The following is a 24,242-nucleotide window of genomic DNA, read 5'->3' as shown; positions in this document are numbered from 1 at the left end:
ACCGAGCTTGCAGCCGTCGGCGGCCGCGACGGTACGGGGCTCGATCTTTCGGGGCACCTGTGCGGGCCCGCACGCTGGTCCGATGATGGGGCCAGGCCGGACCGGCGCCGTCCGAGGTCTACGACCCGTGCCGCGGGGGTTACGCCTCCATGGCCTTGGTCCGGTGCACGGCCTGTAGCAGCCCGACGGCCACCAGCCCGGCGACCGTCGCCGAGCCGCCGTAGGAGACGAACGGCAGCGGCACGCCCACGATCGGCATGAGGCCCACGGTCATGCCCACGTTCACGAACGTCTGGAACGCGATCCACGACACCAGCGCCCCGGCCAGCACGGTCCCGTACGGGGAGTCGCTGCGCCGCGCGATGGCCAGCCCGCGCCACAGCAGCGCGCCCACGCACAGCACGATCAGCGCGGCCCCGGCGAACCCGAGCTCCTCGCCCGCGACGGTGAAGATGAAGTCGGTGTGCTGTTCGGGCACGAAGTGCCCGGCGGTCTGCTCGCCGTTGAACAGGCCCTTGCCGTAGAAGCCGCCCGACCCGATGGCGATGCGCGCCTGGGCCGCGTTGTACCCCACGCCGCCCAGGTCGGACGCGGGGTCGGCCAGCACGAGCAGCCGTTCGATCTGGTACGGCCGCACCAGCCCCAGCTGCCAGGCCGCCGCGCCCGCGCCCGCCGCCCCGGCGAACAGCACCAGCAGCCACCGCTTGGGCGCCCCCGACACCAGCAGCGCCCCGGTCACCATGGCCGCGAACACCAGCATCGTCCCCAGGTCAGGCTGCAGCGCGATCAGCCCGATCGGCACCGCGGCCAGCACCAGCGCCAGCACCACCCCGCCGAACCCGGGCCGCCGCTGCCCGTCGCGCAACTCGCCGAGCGGCACCGCGAACGCCAGCGCGAGCGCCACCTTCGCGAACTCCGACGGCTGGAACCGCACCCCGGGAGCCGGCACGATCCACGAGTGCGCCCCGTTCACCCGCACGCCCAGCGGGGTCAGCACGCCCGCCAGCGAGACCAGGGCCAGCACGTACACCACCGGCACGTACGCCCGCAGCACCCGCAGGTCGACCCGCGAGACCAGCCACATGAGCACCACGCCGAGCCCGACGCCGACCGCCTGCCGCACCAGCAGCGAGTAGTCGCCCTCCATCCGCGTGGCCGACCACACCAGCAGCAGGCCCACCACGGACAGGCCCAGCGCCAGCAGCGTCAGGACCCGGTCGGGCGCGGCCAGCGTCGGCGCCCACACCACCCGCGACCTCATCGCCGCTCTCTCAGGGCCAGGATGCCTTCCCAAATGTCACGAGTCGCCGGTGCCGCGCCCTCGGCGCCCCTGCCGCCCTCCGAGAGGACGACCACCACGGTGTAGGCCGGGTCGGGGGCGAAAGAGGCGAACCAGGAGGTGTCCCGCCGCCCGAACGACTCCGCCGTGCCGGTCTTCCCGGCCACCGCGATCCGGTCGAACGGGAACTTCTCGAAGGCGCCCGCGGCCGTCCCCGACCGGGGCACCTGGCTCAGCGCCTGCCTGATGAACCGCAGCGTCTCGGCGGAGGCAGGCAGCCGCCCCGCCACCGGCGGCTCGACCGCCCGCACGGTGCTCCCGCCGGGCCGCACGATCCGCAGACCCACACGCGGGCTGTACAGCGTGCCGCCGTTGGCGACGGCCGCGTACGCCCGTGCCAGCTGCAGCGGCGTCACCAGCACGCCGCCCTGCCCGATGGCGAAGTTGGCCGCGTCGCCGCCCCGCCACACGCCGCCGCCCCGGCAGTTCTCCTTGGCGATGGCCGTCAGGTACGCGGCCCGCCCCCGGTCGGCCGGCTCCGGGTAGCCCTTGACCGCGCGCCGGCAGCTCTCCTCGCGCGTGGCCTGCCAGTACGCCTTCTTCGACGCCGGGTCGGGCACCGCGCCCGCCGCCTCGCCGGGCAGGTCGACCCCCGTCGGGCGGCCGAACCCGAACCCGCGGGCGGTCCTCTGCATGACGTCCGACCCGCGCTCCCAGAGCTGGTCGGCGAGCCGGTAGAAGATCGTGTCGCACGACTCCACCAGCGCCCCGCGCATGGTCATCGGGCCGAGGTCCGCGCTCGCGAAGTTCCTGAACAGGCGGTTGCCGACGGTGTAGCCGCTCGGGCAGTCGTACGTGGCGCCGAGCCCGTACCCGGCGGCGGCCGCGGCGGCCACCGAGGCGACCTTCCACGTCGAGCCAGGGGCCCACTCACCCTGCACGGCCCGCGACAGCAGCGGCAGCGCCTTGTACTCGCGGGCCGTCACGCCGTCGGTCCACACGGCCGGGTCGTACGAGGGCCGCCCGGCCAGCGCGACCACCCGCCCGGTCCGCGACTCCATCACCACGGCCGCGCCCGACGAGCCGCCGCTGCTCGACAGGGCCCGGCTCAGCGCCTGCTCGGCGATGGCCTGGATGCGGGAGTCGATGCTGGTCACGAGCGTGTCGCCGGGGACGGGCGGGTCCAGGCGGATGACCCTGGTGACCCGTCCGGTGTTGCCCACGGCCACGTCCCGCCGTCCCGCCCGGCCGGCCAGCTCCCTGTCGTACACGCCTTCGAGGCCGTCACGGCCCTTCGCGCCCTGCACGTACCCGAGCGTGTGCGCCGCCGCCGCGCCGAACGGGTAGACGCGGACGGGCCTCAGCTCCGTGCGCACCCCCGGGAAGTCCTGCTGCCGCTCGCTGATCTGCAGCGCCGCGACGCCCTCGGCGACGGGGATCGGCTCGTACGGCGAGCCCTGCCAGCACGGCTGCGCCACCCGCGGCCCGCACAGCCGCACCTTCTCCGCCAGCTGCCGGTACGGCTGCCGCAGCACCTTGCCCAGCCGGGTGAGCACCGTCCTGCCGCCGTCGGGCTGGTGGGCCAGCTCGACGGCGTCCACCGTGACCACCGGCCTGGTGTTGTTCGTCACCAGCGGCCGCCCGGCCACGTCGAGGATCTGCCCCCGGGTCGGCGGCAGCGACACCGTCCTGATCCGCACCTCGGCCGCCGCCTGCGCGTACCGGGCGGCGCCGACCACCTGCAGCTGCCAGAGCCGCCCCACCAGCGTGAGCATCATCGCCGCGACGACCAGCCGCAGCACGAACAGCCTGGCCCTAGACACGGCGCGGCTCCGCGTCCCAGCGACCGGGCAGGGGCGCCCTCGCCCTGCGCCGCGTCAGAAGCGCGCCGATCATCGCGCCGAGCACCACCGTCCAGCCCAGCGTCCGTGGCAGCTCGGGGACCACCGCCGTCCACGGGTCGTCCCCGAGCCCCACGGCGGCCGCGGCCTGCAGCAGGACGCCCACGGTGGCGCCCGCCGCGGCCACCGGGAGTGGCCTGCCCTCGCGCCGGTGGCCGACCAGCAGGCCCACGATCGACAGCACCAGCGCCGTCCGGCCCACCGTGCCGTCGGCGGGCGGCGTCACGTCGGCGGCCAGCCCGGCCACCAGCCCCGCCACGCACCCCCACACCGGCCCCCGGGCCAGCGCCAGCCACACCACGGCCAGCGTCACCAGGTCAGGGCCGCCCCACGGCGACCGGTTGACCAGCAGCACCTGCAGCAACGGGGCCGCGAACACCAACACCACCAGTCCCACGGCTCACCGCTCCGGCTCGGGCACGACGACCGAGACGAGGTCGAGCGCGGACAGGCGGGCCGCGGGCCGCACCAGCGCCGTGCGGGTGGCCGCGCCCGGCACGCTCTCGATCGAGCTGACCGTGCCGATGGCCAGCCCGGCCACGTACGGCCGCCCGCCCGCCGAGCCGAGCGTCACCACCTGGTCGCCGGCCTTCAGCGGCGCGTTCGGGTCGAACAGGCTCAGCCGCAGGCCCTCCGGTCCGCCCGTGACCAGGCCGAGCTCGCCCGAGCCCGCCATGCGCGCGCCCACGGACGAGCCGGCGTCCGTGATCAGCGACACCGAGGCCGTCGCGGGGCCCGCCCAGGTGACCTTGCCGACCAGCCCGTCGGCGTTCAGCACCGTCACGTCGCGCTCGACGCCGGAGCCGGTTCCGGCGTCGATGGTGACCTGCCGCCCCCGTCCGAACCCGACCACGTGCGCGGCCACCCCCCTCGCGGAGGGGCCGGGCCGCTGCCGGGCCGCCACCAGGTCGGCCCGCAGCCGCGCGTTCTCGCGCTCCAGCAACCGCACGCGCTGCTCGCCGCCCACGGACCGGGTCACCGCCCCGATCGCGTTCTCCATCGTCCCGTACACGGCCGATCCCGCCGCCCGCAGCGGAGCCAGGGGCGTCAGCGTACGGTCGATCACGACGAGCAGGACGGCGGCGGCGAGCACGAGCAGGACGAACGCCCGCTTCACCGACGGGACCGATCGGGCAGCAACACGTCACGCATGGCCTGGAATCGCTCGACGCAGCGGCCCGCGCCCAGCGCCACCGAATAGAGAGGCTTGTCCACGACCCGGATCGGCATGCCGGTGGCCGCGCCCATCCGGTCGGCCAGGCCGCGTAACAGGGCGCCGCCGCCGGTCAGCACGATCCCGTTGTCCAGCAGGTCGCCCGCCAGCTCGGCCGGGCACTGGTCCAGCGTCGCCTGCACGGCGTCGATGATGGCCTGGACCTGGTCCTCGATGGCCTCGCTGATCTGTTCGGAGGTGATGGTCGTCGTCTTCGGCAGCCCGCTGACCAGGTCGCGGCCGCGTACCGGGGCCGAGGTCTTCGGGTCGAGCTGCCGCGCCACGGCCGCGGGCGCCGCGTCGGGCCGCTTGGACCTGAACGGGTTCCAGCGGTGCGGGGCGGGTGGCGGCTCCGGCTCCGCCTCGTCCACGACGACCACCGGGCCGCCCCCGTCGACGAGGGCAACCCCGACCCGGTGCCTGCCTCTGGGGTCGGAGTCGTGCACGGGAGCGGGCCGCACCATGCCCAGGTCGATCTTCAGCCGTTCGGCCGTCCGTTCGCCCAACAGGAGCGCGTGCTCCTTCTTGGTGTGGGTGATGATCGCCTCGTCCAGCTCGTCGCCGCCGACCCGCAGCGACCTGGCGACCACGACGCCGCTCATCGAGACGATGGCGACCTCCGTGGTCCCGCCGCCGATGTCGACCACCATGTTGCCGGTGGCCTCGCCGACCTTCAGCCCGGCGCCGATCGCCGCGGCCATCGGCTCCTCGATGATGTGCACCCGGCGCGCGCCCGCCTCGTAGGCGGCCTCCTTGACCGCCCGCTGCTCGATGGAGGTGGTGCCGCTCGGAACCGCCACCACGATGCGAGGCTTGGCCAGGAACCTGCTCGGGTGCGCCTTCTGGATGAACATGCGCAGCATCCGCTCGGCCGCGTCCAGATCCGCGATCACGCCGTCCTTGAGCGGCCTGATCGTGGCGATGTGCGGGGGAGTGCGGCCCATCATGCGCTTGGCCGCCTTGCCCACGGCCACGACGGTGTTCTTGTGCAGGTTGATCGCGATGACGGAGGGCTCGTTCAGCACGATGCCCTTCCTGCGGACGTAGACGAGGGTGTTGGCCGTACCGAGATCGACGGCTATGTCGTGACCGAGAAGACCCAATGCGAATGCCATGTGCCGCACAGCCTTTCGACCGGGGAGGGCAGGGGGACTGCTGCCCGCCCCCGCGCTGCCCTGAGGGTTTTGGCCACAAACGTCTTAACTTTGTATCCGTGCTGTTCTCGCAGCTCAGCCGGGGCTGTAGGAGCAGAGCGCGCCGGTGCGGACGGTCGCGCGCAGTTCCTCGCCGATGACGGGGTCGGCCGTGGCGATGCGTTCGACGGCGCGCCTGATGGCCGTGCCCACCGCCGTCCTGGCGCGTTCCTGGCCGCCCGCCAGGCCGCGGGCCCGCCCGCCCAGCCCCGCTGCCGAGGCCAGCTCGGCGACCAGCCGGTCGCGCTCGGCGCGCCGCGCCTGCGCCTGCTGGCGCAGGTGGTTCGACTCCAGCTCGTCGATCTCCGCGTCCAGCTGCGCCAGCCTGTCCTTGTACGCCCGCCCCGCCGGTCCGTCGAGCACCGGCCGCGGCCCGGCGGATCCGGCCGAACCCGCGGCCAGGCCGGTGGCCGTGATCTCCTGCCCGGGGCTGGCCAGCAGCGCCGCCAGGTGGGCCATACCCGCGCAGTGGTCGACGAGCACGGCCCGCGCGCCCAGCTCGACCTGCCAGCGCGGCCCGCACGGGCGGCAGGTGACCCGGCCGCTCACGTGCGGCGGCAGCGTCATGCCCAGGGCGTCGGCCTCCTGGGCGGCCAGTGCCAGCTCCCGCCGCGCCGTTCCGTCCCTGGGCCCGTCGCGCAGCGCCAGCGCCTGGCCCAGGCGGGAGCGCGACAGGGCCACCGCGGGCCAGTGGCCGAGGGCCAGGTTCTCGTGGACGGCGGTGCGCAGGTGCCCGGCCGCGCGGTCGAGGTCGCCCATGGTGATGGCGGCCACGCCCAGGCTGTGGTGGACCGAGCCGAAGCAGGCGATCCCCGGGCCCGTCGTCACCGGCAGCTCCGCGTACGGGGCCAGCTCCGCCGCCGCCCCGGCCGCCAGCTCGGCGTCGCCCAGCAGGCCGGCCGCCTCGACGACCGCGTACATCGAGGCCAGCCACGTGCTGGTCCGCGGCCGGTCGGCGAGGACGCCGCCGCGCAGCCGGGCCAGCATGCTCTCGGCCAGCCGCCGGTCACCGGCAGCGGCGGCGGCCAGCGCCAGGGCCGCGCAGGGGGAGTCGTCGACCGCGCTGAGCGTCGGGGAGCCGAGCAGGCCGGCGAGCCGGGGGACCAGCTCGGCGACGCGGCCCTGGTACCAGCGGATGGCGGCGAGCTGGCAGCCGTACCAGGCGGTCGCGTTGTCGTCGCCGGCCGCCGTGCCCAGCTCGTGGCAGGCGGCGGCGCGCTGCTCGGCCTGGGCGAACCTGCCGGCGCGGATGCTCAGCATGACCTCGATCGCGCCGAGCACGAACCCGATCGCCCGGTGCGGCCCGGCCTCCAGCGCCGCGCGCAGCTCGGCCAGGGCCCGCTCAGCGTGGGGATCGGCCGCCATGAGAAGGTCGGCGGCGTACCAGAGCAGGCCCGTCAGGAGGTCGGCGCGGCGGCCCGTACGGGAGGCCACGCCGATCAGCTCCCTGGCCAGCTCCAGCCGCAGCGTCCCGTGGTCGGGGCCCAGCGCGCAGTGGTGCGCCAGGCTCAGCGCCTCGGCCAGCGCCTCCGGGACGTCCGCCGACCTGGCCTCGGCGACCAGCGCCAGGACGGCCTCGTGCCCGCCGCCGCGGTAGTCGTCCTCGGCGGCGAGCCTGATCCGCAGCCGCAGGGCCGGCGCGGAGCCGGGATCGAGCAGCGCCAGCGCCTCGCGCTGGCGCACCCGCACCATGGCCGCGCCGGCCGCCGTCCGGTGCTCGTGCGCCCACATCCCGCCCAGGCCCAGGGCCGCCCGCGCCATGGCGGGCCGGTCACCCCGCTGGGCGGCCTCGCGGTAGGCGACGTCGAACCGTTCGCGTGCGCGCCGCAGGTCCCCCGTGACGAGCAGCGCGCGCTCTCCGTCCAGGAGAGCCCATTCCAGCGTCTCCATCAATGGTCCACCCCCGTGGCAGCCGATCCTCCTCGCGCACCCGTGGACAGCGGGCCCCACCGCTCCCCGGCCGATGAACAATCGGGTGAACTGCCTTGAGGACGGCTCCCATCCGTCCCCAGTTCAATTTCACCCCGAAGTGGTCCTGGACGGAACCGAATTATCGGGCGGTGCGCCAGGCCTGCTCCTCGACCAGTTCCACGCTGCGCCATCCGCCGGGGGTGCGCCGCAGGCGATGGTGGTACCAGCCGCCGCCGTGCAGGAAGCCCTCGGTGTCCGCGGTGACCATGTCCCTGGTGGGGGCGAGGGTGTCGGTGAAGGGGGCGCTCACGCGCGCCTCCCCGTCCTGGAAGTCGATGGTCGGGGCCCCGATGAGGTGCAGCCGCCCCGGCCAGTGCGGCAGCACCTCGGCGAGCCAGCTCTTGACCTCCTCCCGCGTGCCCTTGATGCCGCCGGTGGAGCGGTAGTCGATCACCGCGTCCGGGCTGAACACCTCGTCGAGCAGGTCCCACTGGCCGGAGTCGATGGCACGGGTGTAGCGGGCCAGCAGTCCGGTGATTTCGAGTCGATCCGCGATCTCCTGCGTGTCCATGGGGTGATCGTCGCGCTATGAGCGCTCGATGACCAGATCGTTCAGTGCCGCAGCAGCCCCGCCAGCCGCTCGCGCGACGCCCGTACGGTGAACGGCTCGCAGGCCGCGCAGTAGTAGCCGCGCCCGAACGTGAACTCCACCGCGCCCGTGGCCAGGTTGACCAGCACGCGGTCGTTGTCGACGCTCACGGTGCGCGGGTTCTGGGGCGGCGGCATGAGCGGGCGCAGCGCGTCGGCCAGCCGCCGCCGGCCCGCCGGCGTGAGCACGGCCGGGGCGAAGATCTCCTGTACGGCGAGCGCCCGGCCCGCGGCCCGGTCGTAGTTGACGGCCCGCCCGACGTCCCCCGCCATCATGTAGCGGACGGAGATCACGTCGGCGTCGTTGCGCACGACGACGTACGTGGACGTGACGGCGCCGGTGGCGGCGGGGTCGGCGCGCAGGTCCCGCGACGCGCGTTCGACGGCCTCCCGCACCGGCTCGGCGAGCGCCGCGTCGATCCGCGCCGCGTCGGGGCCCTGGGCGCGCGGGTAGGAGACGTCGATCGTGAGCCTCGGGCGTTGCTCCCGCCAGGCGACCGGGCTGAGGGCGACCCGCTCGCGCGCCGGGCTCCCCTTCACGGCCGGCGCCGCCGCCACGAGCACCAGCAGCGCCGCGCCGTACAGGAGGAGCTTGCGCCGCAGCGGCACCACGAGCGCCGCGGCCACGAGCGGCCCGGCCACCAGGCCCGTCTGCAGCCCCGTGACCGGGTCGAACAGGCCGGCCAGCCCGCCGGCGACCACCGACAGCCCCCAGACGGCCAGCAGAGGCGCCGCCCGGCGCTCCTTCGTGTTCAGCCTGGCGAAGGCGAGGTAGACCAGGCCGGCCAGGAGCACCACGTACAGCGCGGCGGTCAGGTTCTCCAGCGGCGGGCGGGTCACGCTCAGCACCGGCACGGCGAGGAAGGGCGCGTCGACCCGCCCCGCGGGCGGCCCGGCGCCGAACCCCTGGAACGCCCCCGCCACCACGGCGATCACCAGCGCCGCCCCGCCCGCCCGCGCCGCGGCCAGGCCGCGCTCCCCGCGGCTCGGCACGTGCGGGCGCACCCGCTCCCTCCAGGCCCGGTAGCGCTCGCGCAGCTTCGCCCAGCCCTCCTCGCCCTCCAGCTCGACAATCCGTACGAACCTGGTCAGGCCGGCCTGCGAATGCACGATGAACAGCAGCGCCCCGAACACCGGCACCACGAAACCGGTGAACGCGGCCGCCTCCCGGGCGGGCGAGACGTCCAGCGGCCGTTCGCCGGTGACCGCAGGGCCCACCACCCTGTCGATCACGCTGCCGATCACGCTGCCGATGTTCCAGGCCAGCGCGGTGGCCAGCGCGAGCGCGCCCGTCAGGACCAGGTAGTCAGAGGCGGGGAAGAGCCGGACGAGCTGCCCCCGGACCGCCACATACACCAGCGCCGCCGCCGTCACCACGAACGCGGCCACCACCGCCCACGACCACACCACCACGGTCCTGCCCAGCGCCGGGTCGGGCGGGGCGAGCAGCGCCAGCGCCCGCAGCGGCGCGGGCGTCTCCTCGTCGAACGTCCGCCGCGTCAGCAGCGCGAACCGCGAGGTGACCGCCAGGCAGAAGTACGTCAGCGCGACCGCCGCCCCGGCCACCAGCAGGCTCCATCGCCGGTCGGGCCGCACGGGATCGGGCGCGGCGGCCGGGCGCTCCCTGGCGGGGACGACCGTCTGGAGCCCGGTGGCCGCCAGCGCGAGCAGCAGCGGGGGCACGGCGACCTGGGCGGGCTCGGCGATCAGCACCGTCCCGAGGTCGCGGAGGTATCGCGCCGCCCAGGCCCAGCCCAGCGGGTCCGCGAGCAGCAGCTCCCGCATGCCGCGGTCGATCGCGACGACGGCCGCGTACACAACCGGGGCCGCGGTCAGCGCGATCCACGCCAGGACGAACGCCCGCCCCGGCCGCCCCTCGACCGGTAATCGCCGCCGCAGCACGCCCTCCAGCGACCCGGCCGCGACGGCGGCGAGCACCACGGCCACCTGGTCGAAGTAGCCCAGCGAGAGCGGCAGCCAGGCCAGCAGCTCCTGCCGCCCGGGAAAGGAGCTCCACACCACCGACCACCCGGCCACCAGGCTCGGCAGCACCCAGCCACGCGGCCGGAACGCCCAGGTCGTCTTCTTCGCGGCCTTCCCGGGTTCGGCAGGTTCGTGCGGGCCGCCCGGGGCCACGCGGGTGACGGCCAGCGCCGGCAGGACGGAGAGCAGCGCCGTCGCCATCCCCCACGAAGCCGCGTACGTCACATAATCCCGAAAGGGCACATCCTGCAACCGCGTCCACATCAGCACGGCCAGCACCCCGGCGGGGCCGCCGGCCAGCCCCCAGCAGACCAGCACCCCCAGCCGCGACCCGCCGAACCCGGCCCACCGGAACGCGAGATACCCCCCGCCGGTCAAGGCAAGGGCGAAGGCCACCAGCGTCGCCGCCGTGCTCCCCGCTGTGCCTCCTACCGGCCCTCTGCCCATTCCGGGGAAGACCAGCACGCCGCCGAGGGCCCGGCCGAGCAGGAAACCGCCCACGGACGGCAGGGCGCACACGCCGGAGACGGCGAGCGCGGCGACCAGGGCCGCGAGCAGGAAGATACGGGTCGTCTTCGCCACGCCCCGTCCTCTGCCCGGCCCGGGCCGGGTGTCTCCGCGCGGTGACGGTGAAGTGGCCCCTTGGACAGCGCCGCCGGGCCCTTCCGCTTACGGGTTCAGGTCGGCGGCGGAGCGCTCGGCGAAGATCCGCATGGCCTTGGTGGTGATCGGGCCGGGGGCGACCGGCAGCTCGGTGTCGTCGACGAGCCCGATCGGCTGGACGTCCCTGGTCGTCGAGGTCAGGAACGCCTCCTCGGCCTCGTACAGCGCCGACAGCGGCACGTCCGTCTCCTCCCCGCCGCACCATTCGAGCACCAGCGCCCTGGTCACCCCGGCCAGGCAGCCGGACTCGAGCGTCGGGGTGAGCAGGCGGCCGTCGCGGACGATGAAGATGTTGGAGCCGGTGCCCTCGCAGAGGTTGCCCGCCAGGTTGCCGAAGATGGCCTCGCCGCCCCCGCGCTTCTTGGCGTACAGCAGGGCCTTGGCGTTGTCGCCGTACGAGGTGCTCTTGACCCCGGACAGGGCGCCGCGCTCGTTGCGGGGCCAGGGGACGACGGTGACGTTGGCGGTGGCCGGGAACGGCTTCTGCTCGTCCACGATCACGACGGACGTGGTGCCCTGGTCGCCGCGGTCGGAGCCGAGAGGGCCGGGGCCGCTGGTGTAGGTGACGCGGATGCGGCCGAGCTGCCAGGCGGGCGCGACGTCCAGGAGCTTGGCGATGCCGTCGGCGATGGCCTCGACGTCGGGCTCCGGCAGATCCATGCGCTGGGCGGAGAGCGTGAGCCGGTCGAGATGGCGGGTGAGCGCGAACGACCGGCCGTTCACGATCTTGATCGTCTCGAAGACGCCGTCGCCGACCATGAGTCCGTGGTCGAACACCGAGACGGTGGCCTGCGCGGGGTCGATCAGCTCGCCGTTGACCCAGACAGGGATGTTCATGTAGTTCCTCCTGTGGATGCCAGTGCGATGAGCCTGGCTGCTTTGAGCTCGGTTTCGAGCCATTCGCGCCCGGGGTCGCTGCCCCAGGTGATGCCCGCTCCCGTGCCGAATCGGATCTCGCCGCCGCCGTGAGCCGGCGTCGAGATCCAGAATGTTCTGATGCCCACGGCCAGCGCCGCCCGGCGGCGGTCGGCGTCGACCCAGCCCACAGCCCCACAGTACGGCCCCCGGGGTGCAGGTTCGAGCTCGTTGATGATCCGCAGAGCCGACGACTTGGGCGCGCCCGTGACAGATCCGGGCGGGAAAGTCGCGGCGAAGAGTTCGGGCCAGCCCGCCCCCGGCGCCAGTCTGGCCCGGACGGTGGAGACGAGATGGACGAGCCCGGGGTGCTCCTCGACGGCGCAGAGCGACGGCACCTCGACCGAGCCCACGGCCGCGACCCTGCCGAGGTCGTTGCGGACGAGGTCGACGATCATGACGTTCTCGGCGTAGTCCTTGTCGAGGAGGTCGTCCGCGGTCGCGCCCGTGCCCTTGATGGGCCTGGACTCCACCACGTCGCCGTCACGCGACAGGTAGAGCTCGGGCGATGCGGACACCACGCTCAGGCCGGGCACCCGGATGACGGCCGCGTACGGCGCGGGGTTGCCCGCGGCCAGGCGGGCGGCCAGGGCGAGAGGGTCGGCGTCGGCCGGGACGGGGGCCGTCAGGATCCGGCAGAGGTTCGCCTGGTAGACCTCGCCCCGCTCGATGTGGCCGCGGATGGCGCGCACCCCCCGCTCGTAGGCGGCCCGGTCGAGTGAGCTGCGCCACTGGTCGGGCTGAGGCCCGTGCCAGGGGCCGGCGGGAGCGGGCAGGGGAGATCGGCGCACCCGGTCGAACCGGGCGCACGTCACCTTGCCCTCGTAGTCGACGACGACAGCCCACCAGCCCTCGCCGTCGAGCGCGGCCAGGTCGGAGGTCACGTCACGCAACCCGGTCGCGTACACGTGGCCTAAGTGGGCGAAACCGTCGTACACACTCCCCATTCTCCCAGCATTTCGACGAGCTCCAGCGCGGCCGGCAGTGGCGTCTCGGGCAGGGCAGCGTACACCTTCCGCGCGGGCGCCATTCCCCGCAGCGGCCGCAGCACCAGGTCCGGCGGCACGGCCCGGGCCGCCAGCTCCGGCACCAGCGTCACCCCGAGCCCGGCGGCGACGAACCCGAACTTGCCCGTCCACTCGGCCACCCGCAGCCCGCTGCGCGGCGTGAACCCGGCCGCCGCGCACGCGGTCATCAGCAGCGTCGGCTGCCCGCGCGGGGCGGCCTCGATCCACGTCTCGCCGGCCAGGTCCCGCAGGTCCACGTCGGCCTCGGCGGCCAGCCGGTGGCCGCCGGGCAGCGCCACCAGCAGCCGGTCCTCGCGCAGCGGCACCGTACGGACGCCCTCGGCGGACAGCCCGGCCGGATAGTCGCTGATGACGGCCACGTCGAGCGCGCCGCCGCGCAGCCGGTCCATCAGCCGCGAGGTCAGCCCCTCGACCAGCCGCAGCTCGACGTCCGGCCACCGCTGCGCGAACCGTTTGAGCGTGCCGGGCACCAGGTCCACGTTGGCCGTGGCGAACGCGCCCACCCGGAGCGTCCCGCCCCGGCCGGTGTGGATGGCGGCCAGCTCCTCGCCCGCGCGTTCGAGCCGGTCGAGCACGGCCACGGCGTGCCGGTGCAGCGCCTGCCCCGCCGGGGTCAGGCGCACCCCGCGGGGCAGCCGCTCGAAGAGCGGCCCGCCGGTGGCGCGCTCCAGCGCGGCGACGCGGCGGGAGACCGCCGACTGGGTGTATCCGAGCAGCTCGGCGGCGGCCGTGAACGAACCGCTCGCGGCGACCTCGTGGAACAGCCGCAGCGCTCCGGGATCCAAGGCATTCATATCTCGCATGGCTGATATGCAATCTAGTCGGTGGTGGAATACCTCGCATCCAGGTTGACTGTCGCGCATGATTGCTTTTCTCGGACAGGGGCGCATGGGCGTCCCCATGGCCCGGCGGCTGACCCGAGCCGGGCACAAGGTGACCACGTGGCGGCGCGGGAGCGGTGTGTCCGCGGCGGAGGCGGTGGACGGGGCCGACCTGGTCGTCACCATGCTCAGCGACCCGGCCGCGGTGCGGGAGGTGCTGACGGCGGCGCTGCCGGGGCTGCGGCCCGGCACGACGGTGGTGGAGATGTCCACGATCGGCCCGGAGGCGGTGCGTGAGCTGCGCGCGCTGCTCCCGGCCGAGGTGGGCCTGGTGGACGCGCCGGTGCTGGGCAGCGTGGGCCCGGCGGCCGACGGCACGCTGACCGTGCTGGCCGGCGGTGACGTGTCGGGCTGTCGCGAGGTGCTGTCGGTGTTCGGCTCGGTGCGGGAGCTCGGAGCGGGGCAGGAAAGGCCGATTCGCCGTCAAGGCGGACCGGCGCCTGGTAGCGTGATCGCGTCAGGTACCGCCGGACGGGCGGGAACGGAGTCGCGAGGCTCGAAAGCCTGTGGAGACTCGGTAAGACCATCACTGGTGGCGCAGGTCGATGAAGCAGGAAGCCGCAGAAGTGCCGCATATGCGGCACAGGCTGAATCTTCGGTATTTGCGCCGGAGAGCGCGTCAATCGCTGGCCCACGCGACCAAGGAGCTGAAACTAGGCGCCCGGAGGGCGCGTCCATGGCCACCCCCGCCCGCGCCAGGCTGCAGGAGGCGCGGGCGGCCGGGCTGGGGGAGCGCGACCTGACGGCCATCGCCGAGCACGCCGGCGGGGATCCTGCCCACCGCGCGGTGCCGCTGAACCTGTCGACGATCCCCGCCACGAACGGCCGCTACTCCCACGCCGTACGCGTCGGTGACATGCTCTACGTCTCCGGCCAGGCCGCCTTCGACGAGCACGGGGACCTCGTCGGAGAGGGCTCCATGGCCGCCCAGTCCGAGCACATCTTCCAGGTCGTCTCGCGCATCCTCGCCGACCAGGGGGCGACGTTCGAGGACATCGCGTTCATCCGGACGTACGTGACGGACATGGACCAGCTCATCGAGTACGGGCGGGTCCGCGCGAAGTACATCACCGGCACGCCCCCGGCCAGCACCACCGTGGAGGTGTCCAGGCTGTTCCGGCCGGGGCTGCTGCTGGAGGTGGACCTGATCGTCGCGCTTCCCCGCTAGTTCGGGGGACCCGTTAGTTCAGGGGGCCGGTGACCGACTCCGCCGCCGTCACCACGCCGCCGTCGGCGACCAGGCGGACGGCGGACTCGATCTCCGGCGCCAGGAACCGGTCGGGCCCCGGCGCGGGCACGGTCTCGCGCAGCGCCTTGACCACGGCGGCGGTCGCGGGCGCGGGCACCAGCGGGGCGCGCAGGTCGAGCGCGCGGGCGGCGGTGAGCACCTCGACGGCCAGCACGCGGGTGAGCCCGTCCACCGACCTGCGCAGCTTGCGCGCCGCCGACCAGCCCATGGACACGTGGTCCTCCTGCATGGCCGAGCTGGGGATGGAGTCCACGCTCGCGGGCACGGCCAGGCGCTTCATCTCCGAGACGACGGCCGCCTGGGTGTACTGGGCGATCATGTGGCCCGAGTCGACCCCGGGATCGTCGGCCAGGAAGGCGGGCAGGCCGTGGTTGCGGGCCACGTCCAGGAACCGGTCGGTGCGCCGCTCCGACATCGAGGCCAGGTCGGCGGCCACCACGGCCAGGAAGTCCAGCACGTACGCGATCGGCGCGCCGTGGAAGTTGCCGTTGGACTCGACGCGGCCGTCGGCCAGCACGGCGGGGTTGTCGACGGCGCTGGCCAGCTCCCACCCGGCCACGGTGGCGGCGTGCGCGATCGTGTCACGGGCGGCCCCGGCGACCTGGGGGGCGCAGCGCAGCGAGTAGGCGTCCTGGACGCGGGTGCAGGACTCCGGGTCGCGGTGGCTGGCCATGACGCCGGAGTCGCGCAGGACCTTGGTCATGTTGGCGGCGGACAGGGCCTGGCCGGGGTGCGGCCGCAGCGCCTGCAACTCCGGCATGAACACCCGGTCGGTGCCCAGCAGCGCCTCCACGCTCATCGCGGCGCTCACGTCTGCGGTCCTGACGAGCGCCGTGAGGTCGTGGATGGCCAGGATGAGCATGCCGAGCATGCCGTCCGTGCCGTTGATGAGCGCCAGGCCCTCCTTGGCGGCCAGCTCGACGGGGTCGATGTGGGCCTGCTTGAGCGCCTCGCCGGCCGGCTGGAGGTTCCCGGAGGCATCCCGTACGACGCCCTCGCCCATCAGCGTGAGCGCGACGTGCGCCAGCGGCGCGAGGTCGCCCGAGCAGCCCAGGCTGCCGAACTCGTGCACGACCGGCGTGATGCCCGCGCTGATCAGCGCGGCCAGGGTCTTGGCCGTGGTGGGCCTGATGCCGGTGTGGCCGGTGGCGAGCGTGTGCAGGCGCAGCAGCATGAGCGCGCGTACGACCTCGGTCTCGACCTCGGGGCCGCTGCCCGCCGCGTGCGAGCGCACCAGCGAGCGCTGGAGCTGGGCCCGCAGGGCCGGGTCGATGTGCCGCGTGGCCAGGGCGCCGAAGCCCGTCGAGATGCCGTACGCGGGCGTCGGGCTCTCGGCCAGCTCGTCCACCCGCTGGCGGGCCGCCGAGATGGCGGCGAGGGCGTCGTCGGTGAGCTGTACGGCGGCTCCGTGGCGGGCCACCCTGATGACGTCGTCGAAGGTCAGGGGCTCGGGGCCGACGTTCACGACTTCGTTGTCGCGCATGGGGAGTCTCTCTCGCTGCTTGCTAGGTAACCGGCGTACCCGATGTTAGCTCCTTACTTGGGAACAATGCAGACAGGCCCTCCCTGCCCTCGTCGGTGAGGACCACCGCCCTGGGCACCTTCCCGCGCCGGTACCAGTCCCGTTCGAACAGCACCTCCGTGACCGCCGCCCCCAGCGCCCCGCCGAGATGCGACCTGCGTTCGGTCCAGTCCAGGCACTCGGGCGCGAACCGCCTCCTGGACCTGCGCGCGCCGTCCACGTCCACGCCGATGCCGCCGAGCAGCCGCTCGCCCGCCTCGGTCAGGTCGTACGCCGCGTAGTAGCCGCCGTCCCTGAGCCGGTCGAGCAGCCCCACCCCGGCCCGGCCCGCGAGGTGGTCGTAGCAGGTGCGGGCCTCCTCCAGCATCCTGGCCTGCCTGGACTGGCGCAGCGACCGCACGGGCGGGCGGGCGCTGACCCTGGCCAGCACCTCCAGCACCTCGGCCACATCGTGCCCGGCCAGGCGGTAGTAGCGATGGCGGCCCTGGCGTACGACGTCGACCAGCCGCCCGTCGAGCAGCCTGGCCAGGTGGGCGCTCGCCGTGGCGGCGCTGACCCCGGCCACCCTGGCCAGCTCTCCCGCCGCCAGGGCGCGCCCGTCGAGCAGGGCCGTCAGCATGGCCGCCCGGGTCGGGTCCGCGATGAGCGCGGCGACGGGGGCTATGTCGGCGTCGCGAGCGATGTACTCCATGCGTACGACGTTAGTACGGCGACATTTCGCCCCACGTCGAAGCGTCAGCGGCGTTCGCCGGGCGCGCGTCAGCGGCGCTTGCGGAGCGTGCGCCGGCCGAGCCTGTCGGGGCGCGCGTCAGCCGCGTTTGCCGAGTGCCTTGCGGATCAGCTCCCGCGCCCGCTCCATCAGCGCGATCGGCGTGCCCACCAGCACGTTCTTGGTGGCGCTCTCCGTGCCGGGGTGCGGGCGCAGCGGAGCGAGGCTCTCGGCCGCCCGCACCGCCGCGGCCATGGCCCGCCGCTCGACCGCGGAGGTGTTGGCGCGCAGCTTGGCGAACTCGTAGCGTTCCTCGCTCCGGGCGTGCGCGGCCACGGCGATCCGCAGCTCGCCGAGGCGCTCCCAGAACTGCGGATGGTCCACGCCGCCCTTGTGGAGGTCGAGGAGGAGCCGTTTGGCCCGGTTCTCCTCGGTGAGGCGGTCGCCCACGACGCCCTGCCCGTTGTCGAGCTTCCTGCGCGCGTACGGGTGGACGATCTCCTCCTCGGCCGTCTCGTGCACGGACAACATCCGCGTCAGGCGGTCGAAGGCCTCCTCCACCTTGTCCGGCGGCGCCTGCTCCACCTCGTCGAACAGATCTCTGATCTGGCTGTGCTGGGTCACCAGCAAATCGATGACATCTTGTTCACCCACGCCCGCGCCCTACCCGAGGCTCCGGCGAACACGCGCTTCCTTACCGAACGCGGGCCGTTAGAGGACCGAACGCGGAGGTTGCCGTATCTTGCCCCGGGTAAGCGCAGCGACATGGCCTTCGACCCATTGCAGGAGCGGGGTATCCCGCTGGACGACCAGCTGCGCGCCTGGAACCAGCTGAACGTCACACCGATCGACCCCGACCACATCGACCCCTACACGCGGTGCCGGATCATCACCATGAACGGGATCGAGACGGAGGCGATCTTCTTCGGCCACCAGCTCGCCCGCCACTGCCCCGACGCCGAGATCAGGCAGCGACTGGCGCGGGTGCGCTACATCGAGGCGCAGCAGCAGAAGGTGGTCAACTGGCTGCTGCCGGGGGTGTCGTCGGTGGTGGAGACCACGATCGCCTACGAGCAGGCCGCGGTGGACCTGACGGCGTGGGCGGCGCGGATGGAGCCGGACGAGTACCTGAAGCAGGCCTATCAGTTCGGCGTGCTGGAGCATCTCGACCATCTCTACCGGTACGCGAACCTGTACGAGATGATCGAGCACCGCGCGGCCGAGAAGATCGTGGGCCGGGTGACCGAGGTGATGCCGGGCCGGCCGACGTACCTGCAGCATCGGGACCCGACGGACAACGTGCGCGAGCCGTACGACAGGGGCAAGACGGAGCCGCTGTCGCGGCTGCACGCGCTCACCGTCATGGCGCTGGAGCAGCAGCTCATGAACTTCTCCATGAACGCCGGCCCCATGTGCCTGGAGCCCGCGGCCCGCCGGCTCTACCAGGAGATCGCGCTGATCGACGAGGGGCACCTCACCCACTACGAGTCGCTGGCCGATCCGGGCGAGAGCTGGTGGGAACGGCTGCTCAACCACGAGTACAACGAGTGTTACCTGTACTACTCGTTCATGGAGACCGAGTCGGATCCCCGGGTGAAGGGGATCTGGGAGCTGCATCTCAACATGGAGCTTGAGCATCTGCGGCTGGCGGCGGAGCTGTTCAGGCGCTTCGAGGCACGGGAACCGGACCAGGTGCTGGCTCAGGCGTTCCCGCCGCCGATGACGTTCGAGCCGAACAGGGCGTACCTCCGCGATCTGCTCGCCACCCAGGTCGACCGCACGACCCTGGGGACCGGGTACGTGCTGGAGGAGCACGAGCGGTTCCGGAGGAGGCGGCAGGCGCTGGCGGACGGGGAGCGGACTCCGTCGGAGCGCGTCATCGACGGCAACCGCGCGGTTTCCGGCCGCGAGTACCGCCTGGAGACGGAGGGCCCGTACCCGGCGGGCGTGTCCGGCGGCCCCCAGGGCCGCTGAAACCGGCCTACGGGGCTCTCGGGACGTTGGACACCGCTCGTCAGGCTCAGAGTGCCGGACGGCGCTCGCTGGGCTCAGAGCGCTCTTCGGTACTCACCGGATTCAGGGCGCTCACCAGGCTCACGCGCTCGATGGCGCTCACATCGCCTGAGCCAGGCGGATGGCGCTCGCGTCGCCGAGGCCCTGGCCGGGGGCGCTCAAGGAGATCGTCGCTAGAGTCGGGTCTCATGACAGCAGTCGCCCTTGTGACCGGCGCGTCGCGCGGCCTGGGAGCCGTGATCGCGCGCAGGCTGGCCGCCGACGGCTTGGCCGTCGCCGTCAACTACAGCCGGGACGCCGACGGCGCCGCGAGGGTGGTGAACGAGATCCACGCCGCGGGCGGCGCCGCGGAGGCGTTCGACGCCGACGTCACGCACGAGCCCGACGTGGCGGCCCTGGTCGCCGGCGTCGCCGAGCGCCTGGGCCCGGTCCACGTCCTGGTGGTCAACGCGACCGGCCCGCAGCCGTCCGTCGCCCTGGAGGACCTGACCTGGCAGGCGCACCTCGACCAGCTGGAGTTCTTCGTCAAGAGCCCGACACTGCTGGTGCAGGCGGTGCTGCCGGGCATGAAGGAGCACGGCGGCGGGCGGGTCATCCAGATCGGCTCCGACATCGTGGACCGCAAGCTGCCCGGCATGTCCGCCTATATCGCGGCCAAGGGCGCACAGCACGCGATCACCCAGGTATGGGCCCGCGAGCTGGGCCCGTACGGCATCACGGCCAACGTCGTCGCCCCCGGCTGGATCCCGGTCGAGCGGCACGCGGGCCTCGACGAGAGCGACTACCTCGCGGAGGTGCCGCTGGGGCGCATGGGCACGCCCGGTGACGTCGCGGCGGCCGTCTCGTTCCTCGCCTCCGAGGGTGGCGCGTTCGTCACAGGTCAGCGCATCACCGTCAACGGGGGCCACACGTGACCTGCGGGAGCGTAATCCAGTTTGGGTACTCGGCCAGGATTCGCTAGAGTTCTCTCGTCGCCCTGGGCAAGACGGGGCGGACGCGGAAGTGGCTCAGTGGTAGAGCATCACCTTGCCAAGGTGAGGGTCGCGGGTTCGAATCCCGTCTTCCGCTCGGAGCTTTCGGCTCGGTGGCGTGGCCGAGAGGCGAGGCAGCGGCCTGCAAAGCCGTCCACACGGGTTCAAATCCCGTCGCCACCTCACAAGGACGATTAGCTCAGCGGGAGAGCGCTTCCCTGACACGGAAGAGGTCACTGGTTCAATCCCAGTATCGTCCACCATGCTCCAAAAGCCCCAGCTCACGGCATCTGCCGAGAGACTGGGGCTTTTCGCCGTCCCGGGCTGTTCAGGTGGCGTTCCGTGCCGATCAGAGCGTCGTCCGCACGTGCGGCCGCCGCACTGTCACGCCCGACCTCCTCAGACCGCCGAGCAGTGACCGCCGAGCAGTGACCGCCGAGCAGTGACCGCCGAGCAGTGACCCCCGAGCAGTGACCCCCGAGCAGTGACCGCCGAAGAGCGGCCGTCGAGCAATGGCCGCGCGGCGGCGGTGGCAGTCATCGGACCAGCGGCGGCGGTCCGCGACGGGCGGAGCCTGGTGGGCGCCCCAGCGGCCGGCCGCCCTCTCGGAGGCATCGTCACGTGGTGACGGGCGCCCAGACGGCCCTCAAGCGCCGGTGAGCGGGCACCGTACGAGAAGGAGGGGCCTCTCAGAGACGGCGCCCAGGGCGGCGTCCACAGGCGAGGCCCAGGACACGGCGGCGGCCAGGGTACGGCGGCGGCCAGGGTACGGCGGCCGGTGGTGCCCTGGCCGGGCGGGCGCCGCGAAGAAGACGGGCGGGCGCCGGCAAGAAGGGCGCCCGCCCGGGAAACGTTCGAGTCAGCGTCCGAGGGCGGTCATGTGGGCCGCGCCCCGGAGCAGCCGGTCATCGGCGATCGGCCATCGGGCCTGGGTCAGTACGACTTCTGGGTCTGGACGTTGAAGTCGTCCATCTTGACCTTCTTGGCCGGATCGGTGAGGGGATCGTTGATCTGCAGCACGTCCAGCCCCGCCATGATGTCGCTGGAGTAGATGTACCCGTTGTAGTAGTACGCCGACCAGGAGCCGGCGATGCCACCGCCCGGGAACGGGCCGCGTTCGAAGTAGCCGATCTCCTTGGGGTTGGCCGAGTCCGTGAAGTCCCAGATCGACACCCCGCCCTGGTACCACGACTGCACCATGACGTCCTTGCCCGGCACCGGGATGAGGGAGCCGTTGTGGGCCACGCAGTTCTCGTTCTCCTGCTGGTCCCGGGGGATCTTGAAGTATCCGCGCCGCTCCAGCTTGCCGTTCACGATGTCGTACACGGCGTCCGCGCCCTTCGTGCGCGGCGTGTTGCTGTCGCACGTGGCCTGGCCGCCGCCGCCCAGCTCGTCGCTGAACACGACCTTCGTGGCGTCGTTGTTGAACGTCGCCGAGTGCCAGATCTGGAAGTTCTCCGTGTCGGTGATCTGCTGGAGGACCTTCGGATTGACCGGGTCGGAGATGTCGAGGAGCACGCCGTCGCCGAAGCAGGCCGCCGCGGCCAGCTTCTTCTCGGGGTACGCGGTGATGTCGTGGCAGCCGGAGGCGAGCTCGGAGTGCTGCCGCTCAGGGAAGATATCCGGCTTCGCCACGATTTTTGCGGACTGAGGCGACTTTGTGGGGATCTCTACGATCTGGATGAGCTCGTGCGGCGGGGGGCAGGTCTCCGAGTCGGGCTCGGGGCCGGGCGAGGAGACGTACACGTACAGCGTTTCCCCGGCGGGGACCATCGTGTGCGTGTGGGAGCCGCAGTCGGTCCTGACCGCGCTGACGTACTTGGGGCTCTTCTTGTCAGTGATGTCGAAGATCCGCAGCCCCTCCCATTCGGGGCTGTCGTCGCCGGAGTCGCACTCCTCGCCGCCGCGGGGCTCGTCGATCGACAGGATGAGCAGGTTGCCGTACACCGAAACATCATTCTGCTGCGCCGGGCAGGACACCGTGCTCACCAGCTGAGGCTTGGTCGGTTCGCTGATGTCGTAGATCGCGAACCCGCCGAAGTTCCCCACGTACGCGTAGTCACCCTGGAACGCCAGGTCGGTGTTGATGTCGTCGCGGCCGTTCAGCGGGGCGGTGCGCGGCAACTGGGCGACGAGCTTGACGTTGTCGCTCGTCATCACGCCGTCGCCGGACGGCGACTTGCCGGTTGGAGCGCTGGTCTCCTGCGTGGAGGTGGCGGGTGTCGACTCCCCGGACGCTGACTGCCCCGCCGCGCAGGCGGAGGTTAACAGCAGTACCGTGCACAACAACGCTCCGCGCAACTTGGCAGAGATCAACGCGCATTCCCCTTTGTCTCGTAGTTCACTATGGAAGCTATGTCAGTGGGTACGCGGTCGTGTGCGGTGTTCATCACAGTTGTGACCACATTTGTCCTCACCGCCTGCTCACAGGAACCTGCCGAGCCTGCCGGACCTTCCCCCGTGGGCACGGGTGCGCCGGTGATCGTGCCGGGGCGTCCGGGGGCGGCGGGCCGTACCGCGACGCCGGGGGAGCGGGTCGGGCAGACGCCCGTGCCGACGGTGGCCTCGGACGTGCGCTTCGCGGAGGCCATGATCCCGCACCACCGTCAGGCCCTGGAGATGACCTCGTTGGTGAACGACCGTACGACCACGGACACCATCCGCGCGTTCGCCCGGCAGATCACCGCCGCCCAGACCCCGGAGATCAAGGCCATGACGGGCTGGCTGGCCGAGCTCGGCCGCTCGGCCCCGGACGCTCACACGCACACCCAGGCGACGCAGTACGGCATGGCGACGCCCGAGGAGCTGAACGCCCTGCGCGCCACGAAGGGGGCGGCCTTCGACCGTATGTTCCTGCAGCTGATGACCCGGCACCACGAGGGAGCGGTCAAGATGGCGGGGGAGGAACTGGCGACCGGCCGGGACCAGCGCATGCGGCTGATGGCGAAGGACGTCTACTCGGGTCAGAGCATCGAGATCGCCCGCATGCGCAAGGTCCTGGAAACGCTGCCTGGCTAGGGGGTCAGGAGGGCCAGAGCATGTTGGTCAGCTCGGCGTCGAGATCCATGTAGTCCGTCTCGCGGCCCGCGGGGACCTTCTCGTACGTACGGTGCAGGAACTCGGTGAGCGGGGCCAGCGGCACCTCGAAGAGCGCCTGCCCGAAGGGGGACGTGAGACTGATGTGCAGCGTGCGCTCGCCGTCGGCACGCGCCGGCCACACCTGCACGTCGCCGTCGCCAACACGTCTCACGATGCCCACGGTGAGCAGTTCGCGAGCAAAGATCCACTCGACCGGCTCGTCATTCCCTACGTGGAAGGCCATGCGGATGGCGTAAGGGTCGTCGGCTGTGTAACTCAGTCCGGCGAGCAGGGGGACGGTAGTACGGTCGGGGACCACAAGCCGAAGGCCAAGCTCGGCGGAGACGGTGGTGCTGTTCATCGTCAGCCAAACCTTTTCGTCGTAGGTCCCCTCTTCGGGGCTTTCACTGCTCTGACGGACTTCGTCCTGAGCTATGACGCGGAACGAAGAAACCTGTAGGAAAGATTCCGCTCCAGGGGCCTTCTGTAACGCACATCACAGCTGGACATTTAGGCATCTACCAGGCTAAACGGGATCAAATCGGGTCGTATTTACGAGGGTTTTGCGTGTTGTGGAGCCTGTCCCGCCACGCCGACCATGAACGTTTCTTACCAAAAGATCGCGATCGGTGCCTTACGGAACAGGACGATGGTATGCCACCGACCCACCCCGCCGGTGGGCAACCGCCGCGTTTCACCTGAATCCCTCCCCCGGCCCCGTCCTCGTCACCCCGGAACCTCCCCCGATCCTCCCCGGAGCAACCCCAGAGCAACCGCGCAGCCACTTGCGAACCACCACCCGGCCGCTTCGCTTCGCCAGCAGGTGCCAGAGTGCGGTATGGTTTTCCCCGTCGGCACCGCAAGGAGCAGGCAGGGCGGGCGATTAGCTCAGGGGGAGAGCGCTTCGTTCACACCGAAGAGGTCACTGGTTCGATCCCAGTATCGCCCACCAAGGTCAAGGGCCACATCCCAACACGGGACGTGGCCCTTTTGATCTTCCCCAGCCCTGGGATGACGTGCGTCTCGGCGAGGATGCGTAGCTTGGTGACGGTGTTCTCGGGCCGGCCCTTGAGGCCCTTGCTGAG

Annotated in this window: 20 protein-coding genes and 4 tRNA genes; 8 read left to right on the top strand and 16 right to left on the bottom strand. The window is 72.5% G+C overall.

What is annotated here, in order from left to right:
- Nucleotides 1-139: 139 nt before the first annotated feature.
- The 11 genes from rodA to ACIBQ1_RS29935 all read right to left on the bottom strand — a co-directional run bounded on the left by rodA (nucleotide 140) and on the right by ACIBQ1_RS29935 (nucleotide 13,537).
- Nucleotides 140-1,261 (bottom strand): rod shape-determining protein RodA, encoded by a 1,122-nt coding sequence (gene rodA, locus ACIBQ1_RS29985; RefSeq protein WP_397282636.1) that lies wholly within the window; start codon nucleotides 1,259-1,261, stop codon nucleotides 140-142.
- Nucleotides 1,258-3,102, bottom strand: coding sequence for a penicillin-binding protein 2 (gene mrdA / locus ACIBQ1_RS29980; protein WP_397282635.1), 1,845 nt, complete (start codon nucleotides 3,100-3,102; stop codon nucleotides 1,258-1,260). The genes rodA and mrdA overlap by 4 nt, the downstream gene beginning before the upstream one ends.
- A complete protein-coding gene (locus ACIBQ1_RS29975; RefSeq protein WP_397282634.1) occupies nucleotides 3,095-3,577 on the bottom strand; it encodes a rod shape-determining protein MreD in 483 nt (160 codons plus the stop codon). Before ACIBQ1_RS29975 ends, mrdA begins: the two co-directional genes overlap by 8 nt.
- A 3-nt stretch (nucleotides 3,578-3,580) precedes the next feature.
- Nucleotides 3,581-4,297, bottom strand: a complete 717-nt coding sequence (mreC, locus tag ACIBQ1_RS29970; RefSeq protein ID WP_397282633.1) for a rod shape-determining protein MreC — start codon at nucleotides 4,295-4,297, stop codon at nucleotides 3,581-3,583.
- Nucleotides 4,294-5,508 carry a rod shape-determining protein gene (locus ACIBQ1_RS29965; RefSeq protein WP_397282631.1) on the bottom strand — a complete coding sequence of 405 codons (1,215 nt, stop codon included), beginning with the start codon at nucleotides 5,506-5,508 and terminating at the stop codon, nucleotides 4,294-4,296. The genes mreC and ACIBQ1_RS29965 overlap by 4 nt, the downstream gene beginning before the upstream one ends.
- Before the next feature lie 114 nt (nucleotides 5,509-5,622).
- Complete coding sequence (locus tag ACIBQ1_RS29960) at nucleotides 5,623-7,476, bottom strand: hypothetical protein (protein ID WP_397282630.1); 1,854 nt, start codon at nucleotides 7,474-7,476, stop codon at nucleotides 5,623-5,625.
- 160 nt (nucleotides 7,477-7,636) lie between these two features.
- Complete coding sequence (locus ACIBQ1_RS29955) at nucleotides 7,637-8,068, bottom strand: nuclear transport factor 2 family protein (protein WP_397282628.1); 432 nt, start codon at nucleotides 8,066-8,068, stop codon at nucleotides 7,637-7,639.
- A 41-nt stretch (nucleotides 8,069-8,109) separates the two neighbouring features.
- Nucleotides 8,110-10,710 carry a hypothetical protein gene (locus ACIBQ1_RS29950; protein WP_397282627.1) on the bottom strand — a complete coding sequence of 867 codons (2,601 nt, stop codon included), beginning with the start codon at nucleotides 10,708-10,710 and terminating at the stop codon, nucleotides 8,110-8,112.
- Between the two features lie 87 nt (nucleotides 10,711-10,797).
- Entirely contained in the window at nucleotides 10,798-11,628 is an 831-nt protein-coding gene (locus ACIBQ1_RS29945; protein ID WP_397282626.1) for an aminotransferase class IV, read from the bottom strand.
- Entirely contained in the window at nucleotides 11,625-12,653 is a 1,029-nt protein-coding gene (locus tag ACIBQ1_RS29940) for a chorismate-binding protein (RefSeq protein ID WP_397282625.1), read from the bottom strand. The genes ACIBQ1_RS29945 and ACIBQ1_RS29940 overlap by 4 nt, the downstream gene beginning before the upstream one ends.
- Complete coding sequence (locus tag ACIBQ1_RS29935; RefSeq protein WP_397282623.1) at nucleotides 12,620-13,537, bottom strand: LysR family transcriptional regulator; 918 nt, start codon at nucleotides 13,535-13,537, stop codon at nucleotides 12,620-12,622. Before ACIBQ1_RS29935 ends, ACIBQ1_RS29940 begins: the two co-directional genes overlap by 34 nt.
- A gap of 58 nt (nucleotides 13,538-13,595) precedes the next feature.
- Here ACIBQ1_RS29935 and ACIBQ1_RS29930 point away from each other — a divergent pair, with 58 nt between their 5' ends.
- Entirely contained in the window at nucleotides 13,596-14,783 is a 1,188-nt protein-coding gene (locus ACIBQ1_RS29930) for a Rid family hydrolase (protein WP_397282622.1), read from the top strand.
- A gap of 13 nt (nucleotides 14,784-14,796) precedes the next feature.
- On the opposite strand, the gene hutH is transcribed toward ACIBQ1_RS29930, so the two are convergent.
- From hutH to ACIBQ1_RS29915, 3 genes are all read right to left on the bottom strand, one after another.
- Entirely contained in the window at nucleotides 14,797-16,347 is a 1,551-nt protein-coding gene (gene hutH, locus ACIBQ1_RS29925; RefSeq protein ID WP_397282621.1) for a histidine ammonia-lyase, read from the bottom strand.
- Nucleotides 16,348-16,369: 22 nt separating this feature from the next.
- On the bottom strand, nucleotides 16,370-17,077 hold the full coding sequence (locus ACIBQ1_RS29920) for an ArsR/SmtB family transcription factor (protein WP_397282620.1): 708 nt from the start codon (nucleotides 17,075-17,077) through the stop codon (nucleotides 16,370-16,372).
- Nucleotides 17,078-17,194: 117 nt separating this feature from the next.
- On the bottom strand, nucleotides 17,195-17,749 hold the full coding sequence (locus tag ACIBQ1_RS29915; RefSeq protein WP_397282618.1) for a hemerythrin domain-containing protein: 555 nt from the start codon (nucleotides 17,747-17,749) through the stop codon (nucleotides 17,195-17,197).
- Between the two features lie 111 nt (nucleotides 17,750-17,860).
- On the opposite strand from ACIBQ1_RS29915, the gene ACIBQ1_RS29910 reads away from it, so the two are divergent.
- The 5 genes from ACIBQ1_RS29910 (at nucleotide 17,861) to ACIBQ1_RS29890 (ending at nucleotide 20,342) form a co-directional block, all read left to right on the top strand.
- The gene (locus ACIBQ1_RS29910; RefSeq protein WP_397282617.1) at nucleotides 17,861-19,069 is read left to right on the top strand and encodes a hypothetical protein; all 1,209 of its coding nucleotides are present in this window, start codon (nucleotides 17,861-17,863) and stop codon (nucleotides 19,067-19,069) included.
- Between the two features lie 227 nt (nucleotides 19,070-19,296).
- The gene (locus ACIBQ1_RS29905; protein ID WP_397282616.1) at nucleotides 19,297-20,022 is read left to right on the top strand and encodes an SDR family NAD(P)-dependent oxidoreductase; all 726 of its coding nucleotides are present in this window, start codon (nucleotides 19,297-19,299) and stop codon (nucleotides 20,020-20,022) included.
- Nucleotides 20,023-20,104: 82 nt separating this feature from the next.
- Nucleotides 20,105-20,176: transfer RNA gene (locus ACIBQ1_RS29900), tRNA-Gly, on the top strand.
- Between the two features lie 15 nt (nucleotides 20,177-20,191).
- A tRNA-Cys gene (locus ACIBQ1_RS29895) sits at nucleotides 20,192-20,262 on the top strand.
- A gap of 5 nt (nucleotides 20,263-20,267) precedes the next feature.
- Nucleotides 20,268-20,342: transfer RNA gene (locus ACIBQ1_RS29890), tRNA-Val, on the top strand.
- Between the two features lie 670 nt (nucleotides 20,343-21,012).
- Here the strand turns inward: ACIBQ1_RS29890 and ACIBQ1_RS29885 are convergent.
- Nucleotides 21,013-22,395: an LVIVD repeat-containing protein gene (locus ACIBQ1_RS29885; protein ID WP_397282615.1), complete on the bottom strand. Its 1,383-nt coding sequence runs from the start codon at nucleotides 22,393-22,395 to the stop codon at nucleotides 21,013-21,015.
- A gap of 81 nt (nucleotides 22,396-22,476) precedes the next feature.
- Here ACIBQ1_RS29885 and ACIBQ1_RS29880 point away from each other — a divergent pair, with 81 nt between their 5' ends.
- Nucleotides 22,477-23,097: a DUF305 domain-containing protein gene (locus ACIBQ1_RS29880; RefSeq protein ID WP_397282614.1), complete on the top strand. Its 621-nt coding sequence runs from the start codon at nucleotides 22,477-22,479 to the stop codon at nucleotides 23,095-23,097.
- Between the two features lie 4 nt (nucleotides 23,098-23,101).
- Here the strand turns inward: ACIBQ1_RS29880 and ACIBQ1_RS29875 are convergent, their stop codons facing one another.
- The gene (locus ACIBQ1_RS29875) at nucleotides 23,102-23,518 is read right to left on the bottom strand and encodes an SsgA family sporulation/cell division regulator (protein ID WP_103958541.1); all 417 of its coding nucleotides are present in this window, start codon (nucleotides 23,516-23,518) and stop codon (nucleotides 23,102-23,104) included.
- Between the two features lie 516 nt (nucleotides 23,519-24,034).
- Here ACIBQ1_RS29875 and ACIBQ1_RS29870 point away from each other — a divergent pair.
- Nucleotides 24,035-24,109, top strand: a tRNA-Val gene (locus ACIBQ1_RS29870).
- The last annotated feature ends 133 nt before the right edge of the window (nucleotides 24,110-24,242 follow it).

It is taken from the genome of Nonomuraea sp. NPDC050153 (genome assembly GCF_044460125.1).
Lineage (GTDB): Bacteria > Actinomycetota > Actinomycetes > Streptosporangiales > Streptosporangiaceae > Nonomuraea.
This window is presented reverse-complemented; position numbering and strand designations above follow the sequence as displayed.